We start from the raw sequence: 25,319 nt of genomic DNA, 5'->3' as shown, positions 1-25,319 counted from the left end.
CGGAATAACCGCCTGCACGAGATCCCTGATCAAGGCACCAGGTCGATCGTCTCTGTCGTGTGCTCGACGCAAATGAAACAGCAGGTATCGCAAGGCTGGTCGTTGTCTGGCCCGACGCCGGCGGAAATCTTGTCATTGCCCTCGACCCAGGCGCCATAGCATATGCGTTCGCCCTGATTGCAGGAGATCGGCACTGATTTCTGCGAGCCCGGATCGACGAGAAACACCTTGTCGTTGCCCGGCCAGACGGTCTCGCGGTCGCGGCTGAACAGCTCGACCGCGACCCCCTCCTTGCGCAGGTTCTTGACGAAGAAGGCCATGTCGGCGGCCTCGGCCGAATTGGCCAGGACCAGTGCCGCCAGCGCAACCATGCGAAACAGCGTCACCGCCGATCTCCCCGAATCATCGCGGGCAGGTTCGCACGGCCGCCCGGAACTAGGAAGACACCGGGCCCTGCGTAGTGATCTCACGCCCCAGCCTCACCACTTCACGCACCAGCAGATCGAGATCGTCGCGTCGGGTGCGATGGTTGGTGATCGCCACGCGCAGCCAGTGCCCGCCATGCACGGTGGTGTCGGAGAGGGCCGCGATGCCTTGCTCCTGCAGCCGCAGCATGATCTCGGTGTTGAGCGCCTTCAGCGCTTCGCCCGCCAAACCGGGCTGGTAGCGGAAGCAGACGATGTTGATGGTCGGCGGGGCCGCCAGCTCCAGCGAAGGCTCGGCTTCGATCAGCCTGGCCAAATAGGAGACCTGCGCGATGTTCTGGTCGATCAGGCGGCCGAATTTTTCGATGCCATGTTCCTTCAACGCCATCCATACTTTCAGGGCGCGAAAGCCGCGCGAGGTCTGCAGGCCATAGTCGTGCAGCCATTCGCCGGAGGCCAGGCCGCGCGGCGTCGATTCCAGGTATTCGGGCGTCACGGCGAAGGTCCGGCGGTGCGCGGCGGCATCCCTGACCAGCGCACAGCCGACCTCGAAGGGCGCATGCAGCCATTTGTGCGGATCGAGCGCGATCGAATCGGCCCACTCGACGCCAGCGACGCGATGCTTGTTATCAGGCGCAATGGCGATCAGCGCGCCGATGCAACCGTCGACATGAAACCACATGCCTTCCTCATGCGCGAGTTTGGCTAGCGCCTTGAGGTCGTCGATCGCCCCGGTGTTGACCGTGCCGGCATTGCCGATGACGCAGGCCGGCCTGAACCCGGCTGCCCGGTCCTCCGATATCGCGTTGCGCAGGGCCGATATGTCGATGCGCAGCCCGGCATCGGTCGCGATCCGGCGCAGCGCCCGGTTGCCCAGGCCGAGCGCTTCCATGGCCTTGCGGTGGCAGGAATGGATCTGGTCCGAGCCGTAGAAGCGCAGCGGTTTTTCAATGGCTGCGACGCCGTGCTCACGCACGTCGATGCCCGCCTTGGTGTTGCGCGCCACCGTCAGGCCGATGATGTTGGCCATCGAGCCGCCACTGACCAGCGTGCCGGAGGCCGATGCCGGAAAGCCGAGCATCTCCTTGCACCAGTTCACCACCTGGCTGTCCATCAGCCCGGCGGCATGGTTGCCGCCGCCGAGATTGGAGCCCTGGATCGCCGCCAGGAAATCGCCGAGCGCGCCGGTGAAGTTGCTCGATCCCATGTACCAGGACCAGAAGCGCGGGTGGATGTTGCCCATGGGATAGGACATCAAGGTGCGGGAGACATCCTCGTAGACAGCGGCAAGCGGCGCCGGCGAGCGCGGCAACGGGGCGGTGAAAAAGTCCCGCACCTGGCCGGGCATCTCCCGCCATACGGGGCGGTCGCGCAGCTCGCGCAGATAGTCGACGGCATCATCGACAACCCGGTGCGACAAGGCCTGCACCTCGGCCCAGTCGGCGGGGTCAAGTGTTTCCTCGGCCACCATGCCAAGAGTGTCCTGCGCGACGTCCATGACAACCTCCCGTCAAGCCGCCGGGAATTGGCAGCCGGGCGTCGACCGCGACAGGGCGACCTCGTCGGCGTCCATTTCGGTCTCGATGCCGTCGAACAATGGTGTCGACATGTAGCGCTCGCCAGTGTCGGGCAGCATGCACAGGATCACCGACCCGGCCGGAGCCTTCTCCGCGACTTGCCGCGCAACGGCGAAGGTGGCGCCGCCGGAAATGCCTGTGAAGATGCCTTCCTTCTGGGCCAGCGCCCGCGCCCATTTGATGCCCTCCGGCCCGGCGATCGGCATGACCTCGTCATAGAGGCTGGCGTCGATCGCTTCCTGCAGGACATTGGGGATGAAGTCCGGCGTCCAGCCCTGGACGGGATGTGGCTCGAAGGCCGGATGGCTGGCGGCGGGAGCGCCATCGGCACCGCGCGGCTGCGCCTTTCCGCTGCCGATCAGCTGCGCATTGGCCGGCTCGGAGAGCACGATGCGGGTATCGGGCCGTTCGCAGCGCAGGACGCGCGCCACGCCGACGACAGTGCCGCCGGTGCCATAGCCGGTGACGAAGCAGTCGAGCCGCGAGCCGGCGAAATCGTTGATGATTTCGCGCGCGGTCGTTGCCTCGTGGATGGCGGCATTGGCAGCCGTCTCGAACTGGCGGGCAAGGAACCAGCCATTGGCCTCCGCCAGTTCAACCGCCTTCTTGTACATGCCAAAACCCTTTTCGGCGCGGGGCGTCAGCACCACCTTGGCGCCGAGCATGCGCATCAGCTTGCGGCGCTCGACGGAAAAGCTGTCGGCCATGGTGACAACCAGCGGATAGCCTTTCTGCGCACAGACCATGGCGAGGCCAATCCCGGTGTTGCCGCTGGTTGCCTCGACTACGGTCTGGCCCGGCTTCAGCGCGCCGCTACGTTCGCCCTCCTCGATGATGTTGAGCGCCAGCCGGTCTTTCACCGAGGCCGCCGGGTTGAAGAACTCGGCCTTGACGTAGATGGTCGCATGGGCCGGCGCGAGATTGTTGATGCGCACCACCGGCGTATCGCCGACCGTGTCGAGAATGCTGTCGAACAGGCGGCCGCGCCCGGCGGTGGTCCTGATTTTCTGTTTGTTCAACATCGTTGATCTCCTCGATCGTGTTCATCTTCACGGGCCGGTTACAAACCGGCGCGTTGGGCGGCGAGGTTTCGAGACCTTGCCGCGCTAGGACTGACGTGCCGGCGATGCGGCAATGAGCGCGGCTGGCGCGAAATTCGCCGCCGGATGCGCCATGTCGTGTTTGGTGATAGAGCAAGGGCCGACAGGCCAGCGTGGGAGCAGGCGTGGAAACGGACGTGGAATCCGCACCATCGAGACAGGACGGCGGCATGCCGTGCCTGTCGGTGCGGCTGCTCGGACCGCTGACGATCACGCGTAACGGCGTGCCGATGGCACTGCCGGCCTCGCGCAAGCTGCGGGGGCTGCTTGCCTATCTGGTGCTGGCGCCACATCCGGTAGGGCGCGGCCGCCTGTGTGAGCTTCTGTGGGATGTGCCCAACGATCCGCGCGGCGAGTTGCGCTGGTGCCTCAGCAAGTTGCGCGGCGCTCTCGACACGCCGGACCGGCGCCGTGTCCGCTCGCAAGACGATACTGTCTCGCTCGATCTCAGCGGCTGCCTCGTCGATGTACTGGAGATCGGCCACGCCGCCACGCAGGGGATCGACGCGCTCGATGCGGAGCGGTTGCGAGCGCTGGCAAAACTCCTCGCCGGCGATTTCCTCGAAGGCCTGGAGCTCGAACGCAGCCCGCACTTCAACAGCTGGCTGATCGGCCAGCGCCGCCGCTTCCGGTCCGTCCACGCGGCAGTGCTGGAACGGCTCGTCGCGAGCCTGCCAGCGGACTGCGACGAGGCGATCGCGCATCTCGACAGATGGGTGGAACTCGCGCCTTTCGACGGGCGCGCGCATGCTACGCTGCTGGCGAGCCTCGCCAGGCGCGGCGAGATCGCCGCGGCCGAAAAGCACCTGGCGGCGGCGGCACGGCTGTTCGAATCGGAAGACCTGGATTTCGCGCCGCTCCGGTCGGCGTGGCGGATGATCCGCGACGAGCAGCCGGCTGCCTCGCCGCGGGTACAGCCGGCCTGCCAGTCCACGGCGGCGCAATTGGCGCCCCCGTGCGACCCTGGCCCGGTCGAGCCGAGCCATGCCTCGCTGGCAGTGATGCCGTTCGTCGAGGAATCCGGCCTGCGCGGTGGGCTGGCCGACGGCCTTACCCACGACATCATCACCCGTCTCGCCAAGCTGCGGGATTTCTTCGTCATCGCGCGCGGATCGGTGTTCGCGCTGGCCGACAGGCGTATCGCGCCCGAGGAGGCAGGCCGCCGGCTGAAGGTCGACTATGTCGCCGCCGGCACGGTGCGCAGCCCCGCTGGCCGTCTTATCGTCAGCGTCGAACTCATCGAGGTGCGCACGGCAAGGATCGTCTGGGCCGAGACCTTCGAGCGCCGGCCGGACGACATCTTCGCCGTGCTCGACGATATCGGTGACAGCATCGTCTCGTCGATCTCGGCCGAGATCGAAACGGTCGAGCGCAACCGCGCCCTGCTGAAGGCGCCCAGCTCGCTCAATGCCTGGGAGGCATATCACCGCGGCCTCTGGCATATGTACCGCTTCACCCAGGCCGAGAACGAAACAGCTCGGCATTTCTTTGCCACGGCCTTGCAGCTCGATCCGACCTTCGCCCGCGCCTATGCCGGCCTGTCCTTCACCCACTGGCAGAACGCCTTCCAGCGCTGGGGGGACCGCGACCGCGAAAGCGCGCTGGCCTTCGAGAGCGCCGGCCAGAGCCTGCTGGTCGACGACCATAATCCGGCCGCGCACTGGGCAATGGGGCGGGCGCTGTGGCTGCGCGGCGAACAGGACGGGTCGCTCTCCGAACTGGGGCGGGCCGTGGATCTCAGCCCGAATTTCGCGCTCGGCCATTACGCGCTGTCCTTCGTCCACTCGCAATCGGGCGACCCGCGGGCGGCGATAAGCTCGTCGGACCATTCGCGGCATCTCAGCCCCTTCGACCCGCTGCTGTTCGGCATGCTGGGGTCACGCGCCATGTCGCATGTCCGGCTCGGCGAGTTCGAGGAGGCGGCCGAATGGGCGCTGAAGGCGGCGGCGCGGCCCAATGCCCATACCATCATCCTGGCGATCGCCGCGCACTGCCTGGCGCTTGCCGGCCGGCTCGACGAGGCGCGCGGCTTTGCCGCCGCCATCCGCAAGACGTTGCCGGACTACCGCGCCGACGATTTCATCGGCACGTTCCGCTTCGAGCCCGATGCGGAGGCGTTGTTCCGGCAAGGCGCCAGGCGGATCGGGCTCGGCTGATCGCTTGAGCGGCCCCGTTAACGCTTCCGGAAGGAGTTGCTTAACCGTTCGCCGCTATGTGACCTCCGGGGGGTCCATGGCAAAGTGAGTATGATGAGCAACAGCCCCGACAAGCGCAGCGAATGGCGCGCCATTCTTCATGTGCAGGCCCGTATTGCCGTGCTGTTTGTCCCCGTTGTGGCCAGCCTGCTGCTCATCGCCGCGCTTGCCGGCAACGATCGCAAGTCGGTTCCCGACGTCGACCGAACGGTTACCGGATCGGTGCGGTAAATCAGGCCGAACCCGCTTTTTCCCAGCTCTCCGGGCGCTCAGTAAAAGCGCGGGATCGGTCCGTTCTGCGGCGTGGTGCGGTCGCCGAGGTCGAGGAAGATCTCGTCGACATAGCACCAGCCCCAGCCTTCCGGCGGGTCATAGCCCTCTATGACGGGATGGCTGGTGGCATGAAAATGCTTGGTGGCGTGGCGGTTCGGTGAGTCGTCGCAGCAACCGACATGGCCGCAGGTGCGGCAGAGCCGCAGATGCACCCACCACGATCCGCTCTTCAGGCATTCCTCGCAGCCAAGCGCGCTCGGCGTCACGTCCTTGACATCAGCCGCGTGTCTGCACTCGTCAGCCATCACACTCTCCCCATCGGTTGAGGCGCGTCGGCATGGCTGCCTTCCCGCGCGAGAAATGCATGCAATGCCGCGACCACCTGGGCGCCTTCGCCAACGGCAGCTGCGACGCGTTTGACCGAGCCGGAGCGCACGTCGCCGATGGCGAACACGCCGCTGCGGCTCGTCTCCATCACGCCATGCGCCGATGCTATGTCCGATCCGGTGCGGATGAAACCCCTGGCATCCAGCGCCACGTCGGATTGGGCGAGCCAATCGGTGTTCGGGTCGGCGCCGATGAACAGGAAGAGATGGCGGATCGGCCGCGTCGTCAAGGCGCCGCTCGAGCGGTCGCGCCAGCGGACAGTGGCGAGATTGCCTTCCTCGCCGTCCAGCGCCTCGACCTCGGCGCCGGTCAGCACCTCGATGTTCGGCTGCGCCCTGATGCGCTCGACGAGGTAACGCGACATCGAGGCCTCGAGACTGCCGCCACGCGCCAGCAGCGCCACTTTCCTGACATGGCTGGCCAGGTAAACGGCCGCCTGGCCGGCCGAATTGCCGGCGCCGACCAGCGCCACTTCCTGGCCGCCGCAAAGCCGTGCCTCGATGGGCGAGGCCCAATAATGCACGCATGTGCCCTCGAACTCGGCGAGGTTGGCGACATCGAGGCGGCGGTAGCGCGCGCCGCTGGCGATCACCACCGAGCGCGTGCGCACCGTCTCGCCGTCGCCGACCGCAAGCTGGTAGCGTGCGCCGCCGGTAGCGGCACCGAGCAGCTTCACCTCATCGGGGATGACCATCTCGACGCCGAATTTCTGCGCTTGGTTGTAGGCGCGCGCCATCAGCGCCATGCCGGTGATGCCCGTGGGAAAGCCGAGATAGTTCTCGATGCGCGCGGAGGCGCCCGCCTGGCCGCCAAAGGCACGGCAATCGAGTACGATGGTCGAGAGCCCTTCGGAGGCCGCGTAGACCGCCGCCGCGAGCCCGGCCGGCCCGGCGCCGACGATGGCGACGTCATAGACTTTGCTGGCGTCGACCGGCCGCAGCAGGCCGATGCAGCGGGCGAGGTCTTTCTCCGCCGGATTGAGCAGCAGCCTGCCGTTCGGGCACAGCACGACCGGCAAGTGGTGGGGATCGACATGGAAGTGCTCGAACAGGGTCTTCGCGCAAGGATCGGTTTTGGAATCGAGCACACGGTGGGGCTGGCCGCTGCGCGCGAGAAACCCCTGCAGGCGCAGGACATCGCCATTGTCGGCCGGCCCGACGATGATGGGACCGATCGTGCCACTCTCGAGCAGCCCGACGCGGCGCAGGATCAGCGCCCGCATGATACGCTCGCCGAGATTGGCCTCCTGCACCATCAGGTCGCGCAGCCTCTGCGAGGAAATGACGAACGCCTCGACCGCCTCAGCGGCCTCGGCATTGACCAGCGAGGGACGGGCCGAAAGTTGCGCCAGCTCGCCGACGAAGCTGCCAGGGCCATGGGTGACGATCGTCTCGCGCCGGCCGAGCTTGCCGTCCTGGGTGATGTCCACCTTGCCCGACAGGATGACGATCAGCCCCGGAGACACATTGCCGGCCTCGAAAATGTGCTCGCCGGCGGCATAGGCGCTGGCCTCGCCGAACCGGCGCATGCGCTCGATGTCCGCCTCGGCCAGCGTTGGGAAGGCCTGGTCACGGCGGGCGCCGAAGATCGCGGTGCTGGATTGAGACATGGTTGCGAACGTAGCGAAGCGGGAGCGCGGTTTGAAGCGGTTTGTTCGGGAACTGGCCAGGAGGCGAGGTCATCGTCTTTACCGTCCGAACCGGTCGAACGGTTCGAAACGGGATTTTGGTGCCCAGAAGAGGACTCGAACATCCACTCCCTTGAACCGCGCACGTCTACGGCGGCGATGAACAGTCGGCAGAAGTTTGCGTTGGCGCTGCAAGACCGTTCCTTGGTAGAGACACGATCCGTCTCTGGCGCCGATCTGCGAGCGAAACCCGGCATGCCCCAGTTCAATCTGGCTTTCTACTGCTATCCAAGAAAGGAAGCGATCGAGGATTTCCGTAGGGCTGGCGCGCTGATCGAGGCGCGCGCGCCGGACATCATGGTCCGCGTGCTTTCGACGGCATCCGCGCTGACGATGTTGCGGACGACGACATTGGCCGGGAGGCCTACCCTGTCTATCGAGATGGATCGGCTGAAATGGCTTAAGCCGCTGCGCGGGACGCGCCTCGTCCATCAGCGCATGGGCAAGATCGTGGAACTGTCCGCCCTCGATGCGGCGGGACTTCCCGTTCCCAGGTGGACGGAGATCGTGCCCGAGACAAATCTCGATCCAGCAGCGTGGGGGCCTTACGTGGTCGTGAAACCTTCGCGTGGCAAGCAGGGGGCGTTCGTGCGCATCACCAAGACCGGGCGCGTGCGTTACATCGCGCCGGTGGACTATCCGCAAGATCATCCGGGCAGACGCGCGCCGATGATTGCCCAGCAATATGTCCATACCGGTCCATGGCCGACGGCGTACCGCGTGCTGAGCTATCTCGGCAGGCCCCTTGCCGCCATCCGGTATGAGGGCCGGCGTGACCTCAGCCCGGTGAGCGGTCCCAGTGGTTTCCGATCGGCCCCTGGCGCGTCGATCGTGGCCTCGGCCAAGGGATGCTCGATTGGTCTTGCGGCGGACCAGGACGTGCTTGACCTTGCCGTTCGCACCCATGCCGCTTTCCCGACCATTCCGTCGCTCGGCGTGGACATCCTGCGCGACGCCGCGACAGGCGAACTGTTCCTCATCGAAATCAACCCGGTCGGCGACAGCTGGATGCTGTGCGGCCACGCCGGGCGTAACATACAGGAGCAGTTCGGCCTCGATTTCTACGAGCAGTTCGGCGCGCTCGATATCATCGCGGAGGCTTCGATCGAGGCCACACGCAGGCTGGCGGTCTGAGGCTTTCGCCTTGCACAAATCAATAAAAAGCCCGGACGAAACCGGGCTTTTTTATTAGGTCTCTGAACCACGAACGGTTCGAAACGGGAATTTGGTGCCCAGAAGAGGACTCGAACCTCCACTCCTTGCGGAACACGGACCTGAACCGTGCGCGTCTACCAATTCCGCCATCTGGGCTGGTGCGGGCTCAATAAGCGGGCAAGCGATTGCTGTCAACGCGCTTTTTGAACAGGACGCCAAAAGCCGGGAACTCGCCTTAGCACAGACTAAGCGAAGCCCGCCGGCGCCGCTGCCCGTCAGCCCTCCAGCACTTCCTTCGACGCCACGGTCGAATCGGCGTTGAGCGTGTAGATGACCGGCACGCCGGTGCCGAGTTCCAGCTTGACGATCTCCTCGCCCGACTTGCCGTCCAGCGCCATGATCAGTGCGCGCAGCGAATTGCCGTGGGCGGCGACCAGCACCGTGCCGCCACGCAGCACGTGCGGCTGCAGATCGTGCAGGTAATAGGGCCAGACGCGGGCGCCGGTGTCCTTCAGGCTTTCGCCGCCGGGCGGCGGCACATCGTAGGAGCGGCGCCAGACATGCACTTGCTCCTCGCCCCATTTCTGGCGCGCATCGTCCTTGTTGAGGCCGGAGAGGTCGCCATAGTCGCGTTCGTTGAGCGCCTGATCGCGGATGGTCTGCAGGTCGCTCTGGCCGACCGCGTCGAGAATGTGCTGGCAAGTCTTCTGCGCCCGGACCAGGGCCGAGGTGAAGGCGATGTCGAATTTCAGGCCGCGCGCCTTGAGTTTTTGGCCGGCGGCCTTGGCCTCGGCATGGCCCCGCTCGGTCAGGTCGACGTCACGCCAGCCGGTGAACAGGTTCTTCAGGTTCCATTCGCTCTGGCCGTGGCGTACGAGCACAAGGGTTCTCGACATTTTTGCTCCTCTGGGGTCTGGGCAATTCCAGGAAAGGTGCGTAGCGGCTTTCCTACAGGACTTGCGTGAGACGAAGATGGTTCAGGGTCGTTTCAGGCAAGCCCAAGAACGTCCCGCATTGAGTAAAGGCCCGGTTTTTTCCCCGCGCCCACAGTGCGGCCTTGACCGCGCCGCGGGCGAAGATGGCGCGGTCCTCGGCATGGTGGGACAGGGTGATGCGCTCGCCGGTGCCGGCCAGGATCACGCTGTGGTCGCCGACCACCGAGCCGCCGCGCAGCGTGGCAAAGCCGATCGAGCCGGTTTTTCGCACACCCGTATGGCCGTCGCGTGAACGCACATCATTGCCGGAAAGGGCGATGCCGCGCCCCGCGGCGGCGGCCTCGCCGAGCAGAAGCGCCGTGCCCGACGGCGCGTCGACCTTGTGCCTGTGGTGCATTTCGAGGATCTCGATGTCGAAATCGTCGGCATCGAGCGCCCGCGCCGCCTGTTCGACCAGCACCGCCAGCAGGTTGACGCCGAGGCTCATATTGCCCGACTTGACGATGGTCGCGTGGCGCGCGGCGGCAGCGATTTTCGCATTGTCGTCGGCCGAGCAGCCGGTCGTGCCGATGACATGGACGATGCGCGCCTGCGCCGCGTAGCCGGCGAACGCGACCGTCGAGGCCGGGGTGGTGAAATCGAGCACGCCATCGGCCTTGGCGAAGACCGGCAGCGGATCGCTGCCGATCGGCACGTCGATGCGGCCGACGCCGGCCAGTTCGCCTGCATCCCTGCCCAGATGGGGCGAATCCGCGCGCTCGACCGCGCCGATGACGCGGGCGCCCGGAATGGCGTGGATGGCGCGGATCAGCGTCTGGCCCATGCGGCCGGCCGCGCCGACCACCACAAGGCCCATATCGCTTGCCGGCTCGCCTGATGTTGCCGATGTTTCGCTCATGCCGTGCTCCCGGCGATGTTCTGGGTCTCTAATTCCTGAACCGAAGTCTCGGCCGGCGCGCTGTCGTCGACAAGCCCCAGGCCCTTGACGCCCTGTATCCGGTGGAACCGGGCATAGACACTGTGCGGATCGGCCATCAGCGAGGCGTGCGTACCCTCTTCGACCAGGTGGCCCTGTTCCAGCACGATGATGTGGTCGGCATTGACCACGGTGGAGAGGCGGTGCGCGATGACGATGGTGGTGCGCCCTTCCATGACCTTGGTGAGCGCCTGCTGGACACGGGCTTCTGCCTCGTTGTCGAGGGCCGATGTCGCCTCGTCAAGCAGCAGGATCGGCGCCTGGCGCACGATGGCGCGGGCGATCGATACGCGCTGGCGCTGGCCGCCGGAGAGCGTGGCGCCATTCTCGCCGACCGGCGTGTCATAGCCTTGCGGCTGCTGGCGGATGAACTCGTCGGCCGCGGCCAATCGCGCGGCCTGTTCGATCTCGGCATCAGTGGCCGAGGGCGGCCATAGCGGATGTTGTCGCGGATGGTGCCTTCGAACAGGTAGGGGGCCTGCGAGACATAGGCGATCGAGCCGCGCAGCGACTGTTTGGTGACCTTGGAGATATCCTGGCCGTCGATCGTGATCGTGCCGCTCTCGACGTCGTAGAAGCGCTGCAGCAGCGCCACCAGCGTCGTCTTGCCGGCACCCGATGCGCCGATGACAGCGGTCATCTTGCCGGCGGCAGCGACGAAGCTCAGACCCTGGACGACTGGCGCTTCCTCGACATAGCGGAAGGACACGTTGTTGAAGCGCACTTCGCCCGTGGTGAAGTTTGCCTGCGTGGCATCCGGGGCGTCGCCCTGCTTCGGCTCGAGGTCGAGCAGCTCGTAGATCATGCGCGCATTGACCAGCGCCCGTTCCATGCCGACCTGCATGCGCGCCAGGCGCCGCGCCGGATCATAGGCCAGGATGAGCGCGGTGATGAACGAGAACACCGCGCCCGGCGGCTGCCCGAGAACGAGTGCCCGGTAACCGGAATAGGCGATGACGGAGGTGACGGCGAGGCCAGCCAGCATGTCGGAGATCGGCGCCAGCCGTTCGGAGACGCGGGCAATCTTGTTGGAGCGCTGTTCGGCGTCGCTAGCGAGCTTGCCGATGCGGCCCGCCAGCTCGTCCTCCATGGTGAAAGCCTTGACGATGGCGATGCCTTGCGTGGCTTCCTGCACGGCCCCGATCAGCCGCGAATTGATCAGCACGGATTCCCGTGTGATCCGCCGCACGCGGCGGGTCAGGTAGACGACGGCCCAGATCAGCGGCGGCCCGATCAGCAGCGAACTGAGCGACAGAACCGGATCCTGGTAGACCATGACGCCGAGAAGGCCGATCAGCGTCACCGCGTCGCGAGTGATCGAGGTCAGCGTCAACGACAGCAGGTCGCGGATGCCGCCGACGTTCTCGTTGACCTGCGCCGCCAGCCGGCCGGAGCGCGTGTCGTTGAAGAAGCCGACGCCAAGCTTCATCAGGTGATCGAAGATGCGCTTCTGATAGCGCGCCACCAGATTGTTGCCGATCTTGGCCAGCGCCACCGCCTGGCCATAGCCAGCGAAGCCGCGCAGCAGGAAGGCCGCCATGAAGCCGGCGCAGATCCACACGATCGCATCGCCACGCCGTTCGTAGAAGATCTGGTTGACCATCGGGGCCATGATCCAGGCCGTGAAGGCGGTCGTGCCCGAAACGATCAGCGAGCAGGTAATGACCATCACATAGGTCCAGCGATAGTCGTGGCTGTTCTCCGCGAGAATGCGGCGCAGCACCGCTGTGACCTCGCCGGGCCGGGCTTTCAGCTTGTTTGGAGTTTGAAGTGTCAAATCAGAGGGCTTTTGTCGGTTTCCGCTTCCCGTGGCCGGGCGTTCGGCACCCCTATTAACGCCAAGCAGCCGGCTTGCCTATGCCTTGGGGTGACTAACTTCGTCGCGCCAGCGCCGGCCCGAGGTCTGGACGCCGAACAGCGAGGGGTTCCTGGCATAGGCGGCAAGGCCGAGAAGTGCGGCCAGCGGGTGGGTGATGACATAGACCGGCATGGTGCGCATCAGTGCGCTGTGCGGCGCCTTGTCCTCGAAGGCGGCGCGGAAATTGCCCTCCTTCAGCGCCGGCACGATCTTTTGCGCAATGCCGCCGGTGAGGAACACGCCGCCCCGGCTCATGAACACCAAGGCAAGGTCGCCCGCCGTACGGCCGAGACAGGTGACGAAGGTCTCCAGCGCTTCCTGCGCCACCGGATCGGTCTTGGCCAGCGCCGCGGCTGTGACCTCGGCCGGCGTGGCGAAGGGCGCCGGCTTGCCGTCCGCCTTGGCCACCGCGCGGTAGACGTTGACGAGGCCGCGTCCGCACAGGATCTGCTCGCCCGAAATGCGCCCCTCGAGCTTCTCGATATGCGGGAAGACCTCGAAATCGCGCGGCGTGCGCGGCCCGATGTCCATATGGCCGCCTTCGCCGGGCACCGGGATCCAGTGATGCAGCGCGTAGACCAGCCCGGCGACGCCGAGACCGGTTCCCGGACCCAGCACCACGCGGCCGGCATTGGGCTCGGGCGTGCCGCCGCCGATCTTTTCCATATGCTCTTCGCCGAGCGCGACGACGGCCAGAGCCTGCGCCTCGAAATCGTTGAGCACGACGATGTCGCTCAAGCCCAGATTGGCGAACATCTGCCTCGGCTTGACGACCCAGGGACAGTTGGTGAGCTCGATCTCGTCGCCGTCGACCGGACCGGCCACCGCCAGCACCGCCGAATTGGGCCGGACCGAGGAACGGTCGAGCACGGCCGCCTGGATCGCTTCGTCGATGGTGTTGTAATTGGCGGTCTGGACGATAGTCGGCTCGCCGGCCTCGGAATTGGCGTCGAGCACGATCGAAAAGCGCGCATTGGTGCCGCCGATATCGCCGATCAGGATCGGAAACCGCAGCAAAGTCTCGTCATCTGCTGTGCTTGGCATGCTCTCGTCCGTTCCCCGTCCGGGCTACGTGCCGCTGTTTGCCCGTTGACTAGCGCATGGCCCTGCAAAGGGAAAGGCGCTTGCTTTCAGTTCCAGGACAATCGCCGCAAATTTGAATCCCGTCCTTGGCTGATTTGCCGATGTCCGCGCCGCGAGCTTGGGCAATCAACCGTCCTGATCAACGATTGCAAGCTACAGCGATTTCTCGGTCTCAATTCCCTGGCGGGCGTGGACGCGGCACCGGCACGCCAACCTCTGGCGTCGCCGTGAAGGCGTTTGCCGCGCCTGGCAGGCCTGCCGTGCTGCTGGCCGTGGTGGCGGGCAGCGACGGCGCTTCGGGTTCGGGCGCTGCCACCGCGACCGGCACGGCGCTACCGTTATAGGTTGCCGCCTCGGCCGAGGCAGGCCCGGGCGCGTCGAGCACGGCACGGCATTCCTTGGGCAGGTTGGCCATCGTCATCAGGTCGCGGGCCTTGGGCGCATCGGGGTTCTTGTTGGGCCGCCAGGGCTCCTGCGTGAACCACCAGGCCAGCGGCTTGCCGCAACCGTCATTATCCGGCGTCGCTTCCTGCCCCTTGCAAGTGGGCGAACCGGGCTGGCAACCGATGCGCATGTGGAAATGGTAGTCATGGCCCCAGAACGGCCGGATCTTGCGCAGCCAGGAACGGTCGCCCTTGACCGTGTCACAGAGCTTTTTCTTGATGCCCGGATTGACCAGGATGCGCTCGACTTGCGGGTAGCTCGCCGCGCGCTTCAGCAAAGCCGTGTGCGCCGGCGTCCACAGCGCGTCCTTCACCAGATGCGTCTTCTCGTCGACCATCAAGGTGGCGCTCATGGTCTCGCGTTGCGCCCTGGTCATCGTGCGGTCGGGCATCGGCGTCAGCCAGATGTCGGCATCGAGCCCGATCTGGTGCGAGGCATGGCCGGTCAGCATCGGGCCGCCGCGCGGCTGCGCGATGTCACCGATCAGCAGGCCCGGCCAGCCATCGGCGACGGCGTCGCGCGACAGTTTCTCGATCAGCGCGATCATCGCCGGATGACCCCAGCGGCGGTTGCGCGAAGGCCGCATCACCTGCCAGGTCGGGCCATCCATGGGAATGGCGACGCCGCCGGCAAAACAACCCTTGGAATAGAAGCCGAAGGATTGCGGGGCGGTGGCCGTCGGCAGTTTCTCGGCGCCGAACAGGTCTTTCGCCCGTTCCTCGGCCGCTGCCGGCTGCGCGAGACCAGTCAGGGCAAGCAGGCCAAGAGCGGCCGCCAGCAGTGATCTCTTGCCAAAAGACGACCGCGTCGCTGTCTTCATGAAACCGGATCCCACCAAACCCTAAGCGCGAATCATAGCACGCAACATGCGACGCTTCGATCGCCCTAGCGCGCTAGATGTTCTCGGGCAGGTAGATGTCGAACGGCAGGAAGGTCTGGCCGGGAGCGTTAGCCGCACCCGTTTCGATGGCGTGCGCCATGAGATCGAGCAGTTCGCGGCACAAAGCCGCCAGCGGTGTGGAGATCACCATGGTCAGCACCCCGTCCGCCAGGGCGGACCGCGAGACCGCCGATATCTCGTTGCAGACCACCGCTGGCATCTCTGCGGGCTTGGCCTGCCTCAGCGCCGCGACCGCGCCTTCCATGCCGCCGCCCGCGACATAGCAGCCGACGAGGTCCGGATGACGGCCGAGCAGGTCGAGCAGCGTGTCCTGCGTGACCTGGTTGGCCTCGAGATTGACCAGCGTTTCGAGCAGGGTGAAGTCCGGCGCCTGTTCGCGGAAGAAGGAGCGGAAGCCGATCTCGCGCAGCTCATGGCCGTGGAAGCGGTGGCTGCCGACGAAGAGCGCGACCTTGCCCGGCCGCTTCGCCGCTTTCGAGATCATCCAGGCTGCTGTGCGCCCGACCTTGCGGTTGTCGAGACCGACATAGCCCTCGCGAATGCCCGCGGCGAAGTCGGACAGCAGCGAAAAAACCGGCAATCCCCTGGCCTTCATCTCCTCGACTGTGACCGTCAGCGCCGGGTGATCCGGCCCGACCAGGGCGACGGCCTGGCACTTGGCCGCCAGCTTGCGTGTGCGCTCGACGATTTCGTCCGGCGTCAGCGAACCGGCGAAGTCGATGATCGCGACGCCGCGGAAGCGCTGCGATTGCGACACGGCGAGTTCGAGTTGCCGCGCGAACTCCGTGTAGAAGACATCGTTGCCTTTCAAAAGCAGGAAGCCGAGCCGATATTCCGGCAATTCATGGCGCATCCGCTGCTTGATCAAGCCAGCCGCGTGATAGCCGATCTCGGTCGCGGTCTCGTAGACGCGGCGCGCCGTTTCCTCGCGAACCGGCAGGCGATTGTTGAGCACCCGGTCCACCGTGGCGACGCTGACGCCGGAGACGCGCGCCAGATCAGTTATGGTCGGCCGTTTCGCCATGATCGCCCCGATTCGCTTGCCTTGTATTGATACATCGCTTTGATAGGAAATGATAGAAACTATCTTTGTGACGTTGAGTCTATCATGGCAAGGCGTTATTTCTAAGCATGAAGCCAGTTGGTGATCGGGCATTCGCATCGCGAATGTCCCTGCCTTGGGAGGCAATCATGACCGCAGCGCCGTCCCGGCGTGATTACAGCCTGATCGGCCGCGACGCCCGACTTGCCGTCGAAAACGGCCTGTCGGCGGCGGAGTGGTATCACACCGACATTCCCCGCAAGCAGATGAAGGAGCTGATGCAGCGCTCCGATGGTCCGGCGATCCGCGACACGGCGATCTGGCTGGCCGCCCTCATCATCAGCGGTGCCGGCGGCGCCTGGTTCTGGGGCAGCTGGTGGTGCGTGCCGTTCTTCTTCGCCTATGGCGTGCTCTACGGCTCATCCACTGATTCACGCTGGCACGAATGCGGCCACGGCACGGCATTCCGCACGCAGTGGATGAATGATGCGGTCTATCAGGTCGCCTGCTTCATGATCATGCGCAATCCGGTGACCTGGCGCTGGAGCCACACGCGCCATCACACCGACACTATCATCGTCGGCCGCGACCCTGAGATTTCGGTCATGCGGCCACCGGACCTGGTGCGCCTCATCCTCGGTTTTGTCGGCGTGCTCGACGCCTGGCACGCGATGTCAGACATGCTGCGCAACGCCGCCGGCAACATCAGCGCGGCCGAGAAGACCTTCATTCCCGAGCAGGAACAGCAGAAGGCGATCCGCATTGCCCGCATCTGGACGGCGATCTATGCCGCGACCATCGCGCTGGCGCTCTACACCGGATCGTTCCTGCCCTTGATGCTGGTCGGCCTGCCCAGGCTCTACGGCGCCTGGCATCATGTCATGGTCGGCCTGCTGCAGCATGGCGGCCTTGCCGACAACGTCACCGACCATCGGCTGAACAGCCGCACCGTCTACATGAACCCGATCAGCCGCTTCATCTACTGGAACATGAACTACCACGTCGAGCATCACATGTTCCCGATGGTGCCCTACCATGCGCTGCCCAGGCTGCACGCGCTGATCAAGCATGATCTGCCGGCGCCGACGCGATCGATCCTGGCCGGCTACCGAGAGATGATCCCGGCCTTCCGCCGCCAGCTGCGCAACGAGGATTATTTCCTCAAGCGCGAGCTGCCGCCGACCGCCAGGCCATACCGCGAGGAATTCCACAACGACGCCGTCGCCGCGGCGGCGGAATGACATCGAACGACTGCAGGGGAGGACTGAATGAGCGATTGGGTCGAGGCGTGCGCCGCCGGTGACATCGACGAAGAGGACGTGATGCGCTTCGATCATGGCGGGCGCACCTTCGCCATCTATCGCAGCCCGGACGACGAATATTTCGCCACCGACGGACTTTGCACGCATGAAAAGGTGCATCTCGCCGACGGGCTGGTGATGGATGACATCATCGAATGCCCCAAGCACAATGGCCGCTTCAACTACAAGACCGGCGCGGCCAAGGGCGCGCCGGTCTGCGTCAACATCAGGACCTATCCGGTCAAGGTCGACGCCGGCAAAGTCCTCGTTCAGATCGGGTGACCGGCATGGCACGCGGGATGGTGATCATCGGAGCCGGCGAATGCGGCGGACGGGCCGCACTTGCCCTGCGCGATCTCGGCTACGACGGGCCGGTGACGCTGGTCGGCGACGAGCCGCATCTGCCCTATGAGAGGCCCCCTCTGTCCAAGGAGGCGATGGCCAGCGATGCGCCCGCAATCAAGGCGATCGCCAGCGACGAGGTGCTGGCCGAAAAATCGATCCGGCACATCCATTCCGTCCAGGCCGTGGCGATCGATCGCGCGGCGCACACGGTGCGCCTGTCCGACGGCTCGGCGCTGCCCTACGACAAGTTGCTGCTCGCCACCGGCTCGACGCCGCGCAAGCTGCCGATGCCGGGCCTTGGCGGACGCTGCGTCTATCTCAGAACCTTCGCAGACGCGCTGGCCATCCGCGCCCATCTCAGCGCCGGCAACCGCATCGCCGTCATCGGCGGCGGCTTCATCGGCCTCGAGCTTGCCGCGGCGGCGCGCAAGCTCGGCGCTTCGGTCACCGTCATCGAGGCACAGCCGCGCATCCTGATGCGTGGCGTTCCGGCCGAGATCGCCGAAATCATTCATAAAGCGCATGTCGCCGAGGGTGTCGACGTGGTCTGCGGGCAAGGCATCGCCTCCATCGCCGACGACGGCAAGGAGGTGCGGGTGACGCTTGCCGGCGGGGGCGAGATATCAGCCGACCTCGCCGTCATCGGCATCGGCGCCGTGCCGGTGACCGGGCTCGCGGCGGAAGCCGGCCTGGGCATCGAAAATGGCATCGCAGTCGACGCCGAGCTGCGCAGCAGCGATCCCGACATCCTTGCCGCCGGCGATTGTTGCTCGTTCCCGCTCGCCGTCTATGGCGGCCGCCGCGTGCGGCTCGAAGCCTGGCGCAATGCGCAGGAACAGGGCGCACTGGCGGCCAGGAACATGCTTGGCGCCGGCGAGGCGCACGCGGCGGTGCCGTGGTTCTGGTCGGATCAATACGGCCTGTCCCTGCAGATCGCCGGGTTGTCCGACGAAGGCCGCAGCACCGTGCGCCGCGATCTCGGTGACCGCGCCTTCATCCTGTTTCATCTCGCCGAGGACGGCAGGCTGGTGGCGGCCAGCGGCATCGGCCCGGGCAATGCGGTAGCCCGCGACATCCGGCTCGCCGAAATGCTGATCGGCAAGCGGGCCAGGCCGACGCCGGAAGCGCTGGGATCGCCGGACGTCAAGCTGAAGGCGTTGCTGGCGGCTTGAGGCGGTCGCGCTAATTATCGAGGTCTGCGCTGCCCCCGCAAAGCGCAACGGCATGCATTGTCTTATGCCGCGCAGGTCGACCCCCACTCCGTCTCGGCTTCGCCGAGCCACCTTGCCGGGGCGGGCCGCGGATCTCGCCCGTCCTTCGGACCCCCCGATCACGGGGTAGAGGAAGGGCGCCAGGCTTTTTGAACGCCCGTCCAGCAAAGCTCCCTTCCTTTCCCTCCGGAGGGGGAAAGGTGGCGCGGCGAAGCAGCGACGGATTGGGGGAACCACGTGGCAATCAAGCCGCGGGGCTGATCAGTCACGCTAGTGCCCGGCAGGCCAATCAGAGTGGCACTGGCGTTGGCGAATTCAACTCCGCTGAGCCGTCCTCCCGATGCGCTAAAACAGCGCCTTCAGCTCCGGCAGCTTGTCGTTGACCAGCCAGCCGTAATAATTCTCTTCGGGCAGCTTTTCCGGCTCGCCGGCGGCGCGGCGCTTGTCGTTTTCCGCCTTCAGCGCATAGGCGCGCTGCTCCGGATTGCCGACATTGTAGAGCGTGGCGGTCAGTCCTGGATTGCCGGAAATGTCGAAGCCGGCGATGCTCTTATAGGCGTCGATCGATTTCCTGATCGTCGCCGCGACATAGGGCAGCGTCAGGTCCGGATCCATGATGGTCTTGTAGACCGAGTTGGGATCGGAGACGTCGAGCTTCGGCAAGCCGGACACCTTGTGCACGAGATCGCTCATCTGCAGGGCGGTCAACGGGTTGAGCTGGCCGAGGCCGAAGGTCTGGCCGGCATAATAGGGTTGGAAGAAGGTGGCGCCGAAACGGTTGTCGGGGAAATCCTCGCCGCCGACGGTCTTGCCGCGAAACGAACGGTTCCAGACCTGTTCGCGGCATTCCCACAGATCGTAGCTGTCGGAAATCGCGGCGCATTTCTTGAATTCCGGCCGCTGCACGAAATCGCTGATGTCCTCGCCGTCATAGGCGAAGGACAGCTTGCTCGAGAGGTAGGAGATCGCCTTGACGTAATAGGTCTGCAGCCGGTCATAGGCATCGACATTGTAGGTGTGCTCGCCGACGATGGCGCCGACGATATGCATGGGGTCGATGCCATAGGCGCTTGCCGCCTTCTTGATCTTGGCGCGCAGATCAGCGTCGTTCTGCAGCAGCGCGTAGACCTTGCGGTACTTCGCCTGGAAGGTGGTGTTGGTCGCCTGCGTGCGGCGGCTGGAGGCGCCGGGAATGTTCGGCTGCTCGGCATTGCGGTTTCCCGCCGGCACCACTGTCGCCGCTTCGGCGGCGAACAGCGTCGCCGCCAGCGTCAAGCCGAGAATGACCAGGATGAGTTTTTTCATGCGCCGCCGCCTAGAGAATTGCCGCGCAAACTAGGTAAAGCACTTGGTTGAGTCGAGAGCGCCTCATCATCCGGCGAGACGAAAGGTGGCCAGATGGTACCATCTGGCCACACATGGCTCCTGCCGGAAGGTGTCACCTGATGCCGCGCCGGAACGGTCCGGCGCTGCCGTTCAAAGGATGAACCGCGACAGATCCGTGTTTCGGGAGAGGTCGCCGACATGCTTCTGGACATAGGCGGCGTCGATGGTGACGGCCGTGCCGTTGCGGTCGGGCGCATCGTAGGAGATCTCGTCCAGCACCCGCTCCATCACCGTCTGCAGCCGCCGGGCGCCGATATTCTCGATGCTGGCGTTGAGGTCGACGGCGACGCCTGCGAGCGAATCGATGGCGTCGTCGGTGAAGGTGAGCTCGACGCCTTCGGTCTTCATCAGCGCGATATACTGCTTGATCAGGCTCGCCTCGGTCTCGGTCAGGATGCGGACGAAGTCCTCCTTCTCCAGCGCACGCAGCTCGACGCGGATCGGCAGGCGGCCCTGCAGTTCCGGCAGCAGGTCGGACGGCTTCGAGACATGGAATGCGCCCGACGCGATGAACAGGATGTGATCCGTCTTCAACGGCCCGTATTTGGTCGCCACCGTGGTGCCTTCGACCAGCGGCAGCAGGTCGCGCTGCACGCCTTCGCGCGAAGGGCCGCCCGAAACGTCAGACCTGGCGGCGATCTTGTCGATCTCGTCGAGGAAGACGATGCCGTCATTCTCCGTCGCGTCCAGCGCCCGGCGCACCACCTCGTCCTGGTCGAGCAGCTTGTCGGACTCGTCGCTAACCAGCAGGTCGTAGGATTCCTTCACCGTGGTCTTGCGCAGCTTGGTCTTCTTGCCGCCCATCGCCTTCGACAGCATGTCGTTGATGTTGAGCACGCCGATATTGGCGCCCGGCATGCCGGGAATCTCGAAGCCGGGCATGCCGCCATTGCCGGTGTCGGCCACCTCGATCTCGATTTCCTTGTCGTCGAGTTCGCCGTCGCGCAGCTTCTTGCGGAAGCTGTCGCGGGTCGCCGGGCTCGCCGTCTTGCCGACCAGAGCTTCGAGCACACGTTCCTCGGCATTGACATGGGCCCGCGCCTTGACGTCCTCGCGCATCTTCTCGCGCACCAAGCCGATGGCGATCTCGACCAGGTCGCGGATGATCTGCTCGACATCACGGCCGACATAGCCGACTTCGGTGAATTTGGTCGCCTCGACCTTGACGAACGGCGCGCCGGCCAGCCGCGCCAGGCGGCGCGAGATCTCGGTCTTGCCGACGCCTGTCGGCCCGATCATGAGGATATTCTTCGGCATCACCTCTTCGCGCATCTGGCCTTCGAGCTGCTGGCGGCGCCAGCGGTTGCGCAAGGCGATGGCCACGGCGCGCTTGGCGTCCTTCTGGCCGATGATGAAGCGGTCGAGTTCCGAAACGATTTCGCGGGGAGAAAATGTGCTCATATCACTAAATTCCACTTTGCCACTGCTTGATGGCCTCGAACGGATGCAGCAGCATGATCACGTTGAGCGTCAGATTGTCCCGGATGAGATAGCCGGTACCCAGTTCGAAGAGGATGGCGAGGCTGACGACCACCCATATAGGTAGCCTTCGCGCCATCACAAATCCCAGCACCATGGCCAGTGTGTCGGACACCGAATTGATGATCGAGTCGCCGTAATAATCGAGCGAGATGGTGCCGGCGCGGTAGCGCTCGATGATGAACGGGCTGTTTTCGAGGATTTCCCAGCCGCCCTCGATGAGGACGGCGAATGCCAGCCGCAAGCCGATCGGCGAGCGCGGGAACAGGAACCGGGCCAGCGCATAAAACAGGAAGCCGTGGATGACGTGCGAAAAGGTGTACCAGTCCGAAATGTGCTGGGAATTCTCCGAACTGTTCACCACGCCATGCCACAGCTTGACATAACCGCAGGTGCAGATCGGCGGATGGCCCATCAGATAGAGCGTGACGGCCTGGGCGACGAGCAGGCCGGCGACGATCAGCAGCCCCATCCGCCAGCTATCCTCGTAAGCGGAAAGGCTCTTGTCCTCGCTGGATGTGGCCATGCCCTGGATTACCCCTCTTGCCCGTCTTCGGCGTCGATCGCCATCAGCACGACGTCGCCATAGATCGATTGCCTGCGATCAATGGCCCGAAATCCCGCCTTTTCATAGGCCCGAATAGCCCTGATGTTGGCAGGATCGGGGTCGATGATGACGCGCGGCACGCCTTCCTCGAACAGGTCTTCGACGAACTGGCGCACGATCGCCGAGCCATGGCCGATACCGACCAGTTCCGGACGGCCGATCGAGAGATCAATGCCGAGCGTGCCGAACGGCTGATCGGCATAGGGTGATCGTCCTCCATATGCGGGTCGTAGCTCTGCAAATAGGCGATCGGCTTGCCGTCGAGCTCGACGATCAGCGGCTCGACGGAAATACTCTCGATATGATCGCTGATCGCGGCGATCTCCGTCTCCGGATCGTCCCACCACTCGGCGACATGCGGCTCGGCCAGCCAGCCAGCGATCATCGGCAGGTCCTTTTTGGTGACCGGCCGAAAATCATACAGCACCACCCTCTCAGGCGGCATCGAGCGTTTCGACGACGAAATTGTTGTTGGTGTAAAGGCAGATGTCGGAGGCGATCTGCATCGCCTTGCGGGCGATCTCCTCGGCATCCTTGTCGGTATCCATCAGCGCGCGCGCCGCGGCCAGCGCGTAATTGCCGCCCGAACCGATGGCCATGACGCCGTGTTCGGGCTCCAGCACGTCGCCATTGCCGGTCAGCGCCAGCGAGACCGACTTGTCGGCAACCAGCATCATCGCCTCCAGCCGGCGCAGATAACGGTCGGTGCGCCAGTCCTTGGCGAGTTCGACGCACGCGCGGGTCAGTTGATCGGGGTACTGTTCGAGCTTGGCTTCGAGCCGCTCCAGCAGCGTGAAGGCATCGGCGGTGGCGCCCGCAAAACCGGCAATCACATTGCCGCCCTTGCCGATGCGGCGCACTTTGCGGGCATTGCCCTTCATGATGGTCTGGCCAAGGCTGACCTGGCCGTCGCCGGCGATCACCACCTTGTTGCCCTTGCGCACGGTCACGATCGTCGTGGCATGCATGGTCAATTCATTGGACATTTCCTGCTCCGAGCAGCGCCATCCCTTTAAAAGGCGATTTGGCGCGGTACGAGTGACTTTGATCGGCCATATGTATGCATGGGGCCAATGATTGCAAACCGCTCGATAGCGGCCGGGATCGCAACTGGCAATCGCCGGATCATGCTGCTAGAAGGCTCTCGTTTTCAAGCCAGCGAGCGCTTGAGGCCCGTGAACCGGTCACGATCTGAACCACTGGCACAAGGATAGAGTGATGGCGCCCCGTTCCGCCGACGCAAGCCGCAAGACCAGGGAAACCGACATCTCGGTGTCGATCCATGTCGAGGGCTCCGGCAAATCGGACATCGCCACCGGCGTCGGCTTCTTCGACCATATGCTGGACCAGCTTTCCCGCCATTCGCTGATCGACATGACCGTCAAGGCCAAGGGCGACCTGCACATAGACGACCACCACACCGTCGAGGATACCGGCATCGCGCTCGGCCAGGCCTTGACCAAGGCGCTGGGCGAGCGGCGCGGCATCATGCGCTATGCCTCGATCGACCTTGCCATGGACGAGACGCTGACGCGCGCGGCAATCGACGTGTCGGGCCGCCCCTTCCTGGTCTGGAACGTTTCGTTCTCGTCGCCCAAGATCGGCACCTTCGACACCGAACTGGTGCGTGAATTCTTCCAGGCGCTGGCGCAGAATGCCGGCATCACGCTGCATGTCACCAACCACTATGGCGCCAACAACCATCATATCGCCGAGACCTGCTTCAAGGCAGTAGCGCGCGCGCTGCGCGCCGCGCTCGAGCGCGATCCGCGCCAGCCTGACGCGGTTCCCTCCACCAAGGGTTCTTTGAAGGGATAGCCTCATGACCGCCTATGTCGTGATGGAGCCACCTGGCCGCAGCGAGAAAGCCGACATGACGACGTTGGTCCGCGACGGCTTCACCTGGCTCGGCCTGCTGGTGCCGCCGCTGTGGCTTGCCTGGCACCGGTTGTGGGTCGAAGCGGCGCTGGCCTTTGTCATCATGAGCGTGCTTTCGATGCTTGGCCAGAAACTTGGCCTCGGTGTGGCCGGCTCGCTGCTGTCGCTGCTCGTCTCGCTCTATGTCGGCCTGGAGGGCCAGGGACTGCGCATCGCGGCGCTGCGCCGCCGCGGCTGGCATGAATGGGGCGTCGTCGAGGCCGGCCGGCTCGGGGACGCCGACATGCGCTATGCCCTTGAGGTCGAAGGTCTTTCGGATGAAGCGGCACCCGCGCCGCGCATCGTTCCGGATGCCGCTCTGGCGCGCCCGGCGCAGCCCGGCATGGCGCTGGGGCTGACCCACATTCCGGGACGGCGCTGAGATGCGCGTTGCGATCATCGATTACGGTTCGGGCAATCTGCGCTCGGCCACCAAGGCTTTCGAGCGCGCCGCGCGTGAGGCCGGCATCGCGGCCGGGATCGACCTGACGGCCGACGCCGACCGTGTGCGCACCGCGGACCGCATCGTCCTGCCTGGGGTCGGCGCTTACGCCGACTGCGCGGCCGGCCTGCGCGCCGTCGAGGGCATGTGGGAGGCGGTCGAGGAGGTCGCCATCGCCAAGGGCCGGCCTTTCCTGGGCATTTGCGTCGGCATGCAGCTGATGTCGCAGCGCGGCCTCGAGAAGACCACCACCAACGGCTTCGGCTGGATATCGGGCGACGTCAAGGAGATCCAGCCTTCCGATCCGGCGCTGAAGATCCCGCAGATCGGCTGGAACACGATCGAATTGAGGCATCGGCACCCGCTATTTTCCGGCATTCCGACCGGGCCGGACGGGTTGCACGCCTATTTCGTCCACTCCTACCATCTCGATGCGAAAAAGCCGGACGAGGTCCTTGCAGTTGCCGACTATGGCGGCCCGGTGACCGCCACGGTCGCTCGCGACAATCTCGCCGGCACGCAGTTCCATCCTGAAAAGAGCCAGGCGCTGGGCCTGGCGCTGATCACGAATTTCCTGCGCTGGAGGCCCTGAA

The 25,319-nt window shown here is 65.1% G+C and carries 23 protein-coding genes, 1 tRNA gene and 3 pseudogenes; 9 read left to right on the top strand and 18 right to left on the bottom strand.

What is annotated here, in order from left to right; all coding sequences use genetic code 11:
- Positions 1–29: 29 nt before the first annotated feature.
- Genes EJ077_RS29490 through EJ077_RS29480 form a run of 3 tightly spaced genes read right to left on the bottom strand, consistent with a single transcriptional unit; the run spans position 30 to position 3,024 of the window.
- Positions 30–386 (bottom strand): hypothetical protein, encoded by a 357-nt coding sequence (locus EJ077_RS29490; RefSeq protein ID WP_208698345.1) that lies wholly within the window; start codon positions 384–386, stop codon positions 30–32.
- Positions 387–435: 49 nt separating this feature from the next.
- The gene (locus EJ077_RS29485; RefSeq protein ID WP_208698343.1) at positions 436–1,923 is read right to left on the bottom strand and encodes a pyridoxal phosphate-dependent decarboxylase family protein; all 1,488 of its coding nucleotides are present in this window, start codon (positions 1,921–1,923) and stop codon (positions 436–438) included.
- Between the two features lie 12 nt (positions 1,924–1,935).
- The gene (locus tag EJ077_RS29480) at positions 1,936–3,024 is read right to left on the bottom strand and encodes a PLP-dependent cysteine synthase family protein (protein WP_208698341.1); all 1,089 of its coding nucleotides are present in this window, start codon (positions 3,022–3,024) and stop codon (positions 1,936–1,938) included.
- 248 nt (positions 3,025–3,272) lie between these two features.
- On the opposite strand from EJ077_RS29480, the gene EJ077_RS29475 reads away from it, so the two are divergent.
- Together EJ077_RS29475 and EJ077_RS29470 are read left to right on the top strand one after the other, a co-directional pair.
- Positions 3,273–5,258, top strand: coding sequence for a BTAD domain-containing putative transcriptional regulator (locus tag EJ077_RS29475; RefSeq protein WP_208703163.1), 1,986 nt, complete (start codon positions 3,273–3,275; stop codon positions 5,256–5,258).
- Positions 5,259–5,351: 93 nt separating this feature from the next.
- Complete coding sequence (locus tag EJ077_RS29470; RefSeq protein WP_168247798.1) at positions 5,352–5,528, top strand: hypothetical protein; 177 nt, start codon at positions 5,352–5,354, stop codon at positions 5,526–5,528.
- 38 nt (positions 5,529–5,566) lie between these two features.
- On the opposite strand, the gene EJ077_RS29465 is transcribed toward EJ077_RS29470, so the two are convergent.
- Positions 5,567–5,875 (bottom strand): UBP-type zinc finger domain-containing protein, encoded by a 309-nt coding sequence (locus EJ077_RS29465; protein ID WP_127871103.1) that lies wholly within the window; start codon positions 5,873–5,875, stop codon positions 5,567–5,569.
- Positions 5,875–7,566, bottom strand: coding sequence for an FAD-dependent oxidoreductase (locus tag EJ077_RS29460; RefSeq protein WP_208698339.1), 1,692 nt, complete (start codon positions 7,564–7,566; stop codon positions 5,875–5,877). The genes EJ077_RS29465 and EJ077_RS29460 overlap by 1 nt, the downstream gene beginning before the upstream one ends.
- 273 nt (positions 7,567–7,839) lie before the next feature.
- On the opposite strand from EJ077_RS29460, the gene EJ077_RS29455 reads away from it, so the two are divergent.
- A complete protein-coding gene (locus tag EJ077_RS29455; protein WP_208698337.1) occupies positions 7,840–8,778 on the top strand; it encodes a hypothetical protein in 939 nt (312 codons plus the stop codon).
- 92 nt (positions 8,779–8,870) lie between these two features.
- Here the strand turns inward: EJ077_RS29455 and EJ077_RS29450 are convergent.
- The 7 genes and pseudogenes from EJ077_RS29450 to EJ077_RS29420 form a co-directional block, all read right to left on the bottom strand.
- Positions 8,871–8,955 (bottom strand) — tRNA-Leu (locus tag EJ077_RS29450).
- A 119-nt stretch (positions 8,956–9,074) separates the two neighbouring features.
- Positions 9,075–9,695 (bottom strand): 2,3-bisphosphoglycerate-dependent phosphoglycerate mutase, encoded by a 621-nt coding sequence (locus EJ077_RS29445; RefSeq protein ID WP_208698335.1) that lies wholly within the window; start codon positions 9,693–9,695, stop codon positions 9,075–9,077.
- A gap of 92 nt (positions 9,696–9,787) precedes the next feature.
- A pseudogene (dapB, locus tag EJ077_RS29440) lies at positions 9,788–10,632 on the bottom strand (4-hydroxy-tetrahydrodipicolinate reductase).
- Positions 10,629–12,322 (bottom strand): annotated as a pseudogene (locus tag EJ077_RS29435) (ABC transporter ATP-binding protein). Before EJ077_RS29435 ends, dapB begins: the two co-directional pseudogenes overlap by 4 nt.
- Positions 12,323–12,565: 243 nt before the next feature.
- Positions 12,566–13,612 (bottom strand): glucokinase, encoded by a 1,047-nt coding sequence (locus EJ077_RS29430; protein ID WP_208698334.1) that lies wholly within the window; start codon positions 13,610–13,612, stop codon positions 12,566–12,568.
- A gap of 211 nt (positions 13,613–13,823) precedes the next feature.
- The gene (gene mepA / locus EJ077_RS29425; protein ID WP_208698332.1) at positions 13,824–14,915 is read right to left on the bottom strand and encodes a penicillin-insensitive murein endopeptidase; all 1,092 of its coding nucleotides are present in this window, start codon (positions 14,913–14,915) and stop codon (positions 13,824–13,826) included.
- Positions 14,916–14,988: 73 nt separating this feature from the next.
- Positions 14,989–16,020 carry a LacI family DNA-binding transcriptional regulator gene (locus tag EJ077_RS29420; RefSeq protein WP_208698330.1) on the bottom strand — a complete coding sequence of 344 codons (1,032 nt, stop codon included), beginning with the start codon at positions 16,018–16,020 and terminating at the stop codon, positions 14,989–14,991.
- A 167-nt stretch (positions 16,021–16,187) separates the two neighbouring features.
- On the opposite strand from EJ077_RS29420, the gene EJ077_RS29415 reads away from it, so the two are divergent.
- From EJ077_RS29415 to EJ077_RS29405, 3 genes are read left to right on the top strand one after another with little or no spacing between them, the layout of a single operon-like run.
- Positions 16,188–17,279, top strand: coding sequence for a fatty acid desaturase family protein (locus tag EJ077_RS29415; protein WP_208698328.1), 1,092 nt, complete (start codon positions 16,188–16,190; stop codon positions 17,277–17,279).
- Between the two features lie 27 nt (positions 17,280–17,306).
- Positions 17,307–17,621 (top strand): MocE family 2Fe-2S type ferredoxin, encoded by a 315-nt coding sequence (locus tag EJ077_RS29410; RefSeq protein ID WP_208698326.1) that lies wholly within the window; start codon positions 17,307–17,309, stop codon positions 17,619–17,621.
- A gap of 5 nt (positions 17,622–17,626) precedes the next feature.
- On the top strand, positions 17,627–18,856 hold the full coding sequence (locus EJ077_RS29405) for an NAD(P)/FAD-dependent oxidoreductase (RefSeq protein WP_208698324.1): 1,230 nt from the start codon (positions 17,627–17,629) through the stop codon (positions 18,854–18,856).
- Between the two features lie 384 nt (positions 18,857–19,240).
- Here EJ077_RS29405 and EJ077_RS29400 read toward each other — a convergent pair whose 3' ends face one another.
- From EJ077_RS29400 to hslV, 6 genes and pseudogenes are all read right to left on the bottom strand, one after another.
- Positions 19,241–20,200, bottom strand: a complete 960-nt coding sequence (locus EJ077_RS29400) for a DUF1402 family protein (protein WP_208698323.1) — start codon at positions 20,198–20,200, stop codon at positions 19,241–19,243.
- Positions 20,201–20,371: 171 nt separating this feature from the next.
- Positions 20,372–21,682 carry an ATP-dependent protease ATPase subunit HslU gene (hslU, locus tag EJ077_RS29395; protein ID WP_208698322.1) on the bottom strand — a complete coding sequence of 437 codons (1,311 nt, stop codon included), beginning with the start codon at positions 21,680–21,682 and terminating at the stop codon, positions 20,372–20,374.
- A 4-nt stretch (positions 21,683–21,686) separates the two neighbouring features.
- Positions 21,687–22,286, bottom strand: a complete 600-nt coding sequence (locus tag EJ077_RS29390) for a DUF2585 domain-containing protein (protein WP_208698321.1) — start codon at positions 22,284–22,286, stop codon at positions 21,687–21,689.
- Between the two features lie 8 nt (positions 22,287–22,294).
- Positions 22,295–22,711, bottom strand: coding sequence for a GNAT family N-acetyltransferase (locus EJ077_RS29385; protein ID WP_416859558.1), 417 nt, complete (start codon positions 22,709–22,711; stop codon positions 22,295–22,297).
- Positions 22,645–22,812: pseudogene (locus EJ077_RS32915) on the bottom strand (acetyltransferase); the annotation flags it as partial. The gene EJ077_RS29385 and the pseudogene EJ077_RS32915, both read right to left, overlap by 67 nt.
- A complete protein-coding gene (hslV, locus tag EJ077_RS29380; RefSeq protein ID WP_208698320.1) occupies positions 22,802–23,353 on the bottom strand; it encodes an ATP-dependent protease subunit HslV in 552 nt (183 codons plus the stop codon). The pseudogene EJ077_RS32915 and the gene hslV, both read right to left, overlap by 11 nt.
- Before the next feature lie 232 nt (positions 23,354–23,585).
- On the opposite strand from hslV, the gene hisB reads away from it, so the two are divergent.
- The 3 genes from hisB to hisH are packed head-to-tail and all read left to right on the top strand — an operon-like array spanning position 23,586 to position 25,318.
- Positions 23,586–24,185 (top strand): imidazoleglycerol-phosphate dehydratase HisB, encoded by a 600-nt coding sequence (gene hisB / locus EJ077_RS29375; RefSeq protein WP_208698319.1) that lies wholly within the window; start codon positions 23,586–23,588, stop codon positions 24,183–24,185.
- Positions 24,186–24,189: 4 nt separating this feature from the next.
- Positions 24,190–24,666, top strand: coding sequence for a DUF2628 domain-containing protein (locus tag EJ077_RS29370; protein ID WP_208698318.1), 477 nt, complete (start codon positions 24,190–24,192; stop codon positions 24,664–24,666).
- Between the two features lies 1 nt (position 24,667).
- On the top strand, positions 24,668–25,318 hold the full coding sequence (gene hisH / locus EJ077_RS29365) for an imidazole glycerol phosphate synthase subunit HisH (protein ID WP_208698317.1): 651 nt from the start codon (positions 24,668–24,670) through the stop codon (positions 25,316–25,318).
- The last annotated feature ends 1 nt before the right edge of the window (position 25,319 follow it).

Source organism: Mesorhizobium sp. M8A.F.Ca.ET.057.01.1.1, from assembly GCF_003952565.1.
Classification (GTDB): domain Bacteria; phylum Pseudomonadota; class Alphaproteobacteria; order Rhizobiales; family Rhizobiaceae; genus Mesorhizobium.
This window is presented reverse-complemented; position numbering and strand designations above follow the sequence as displayed.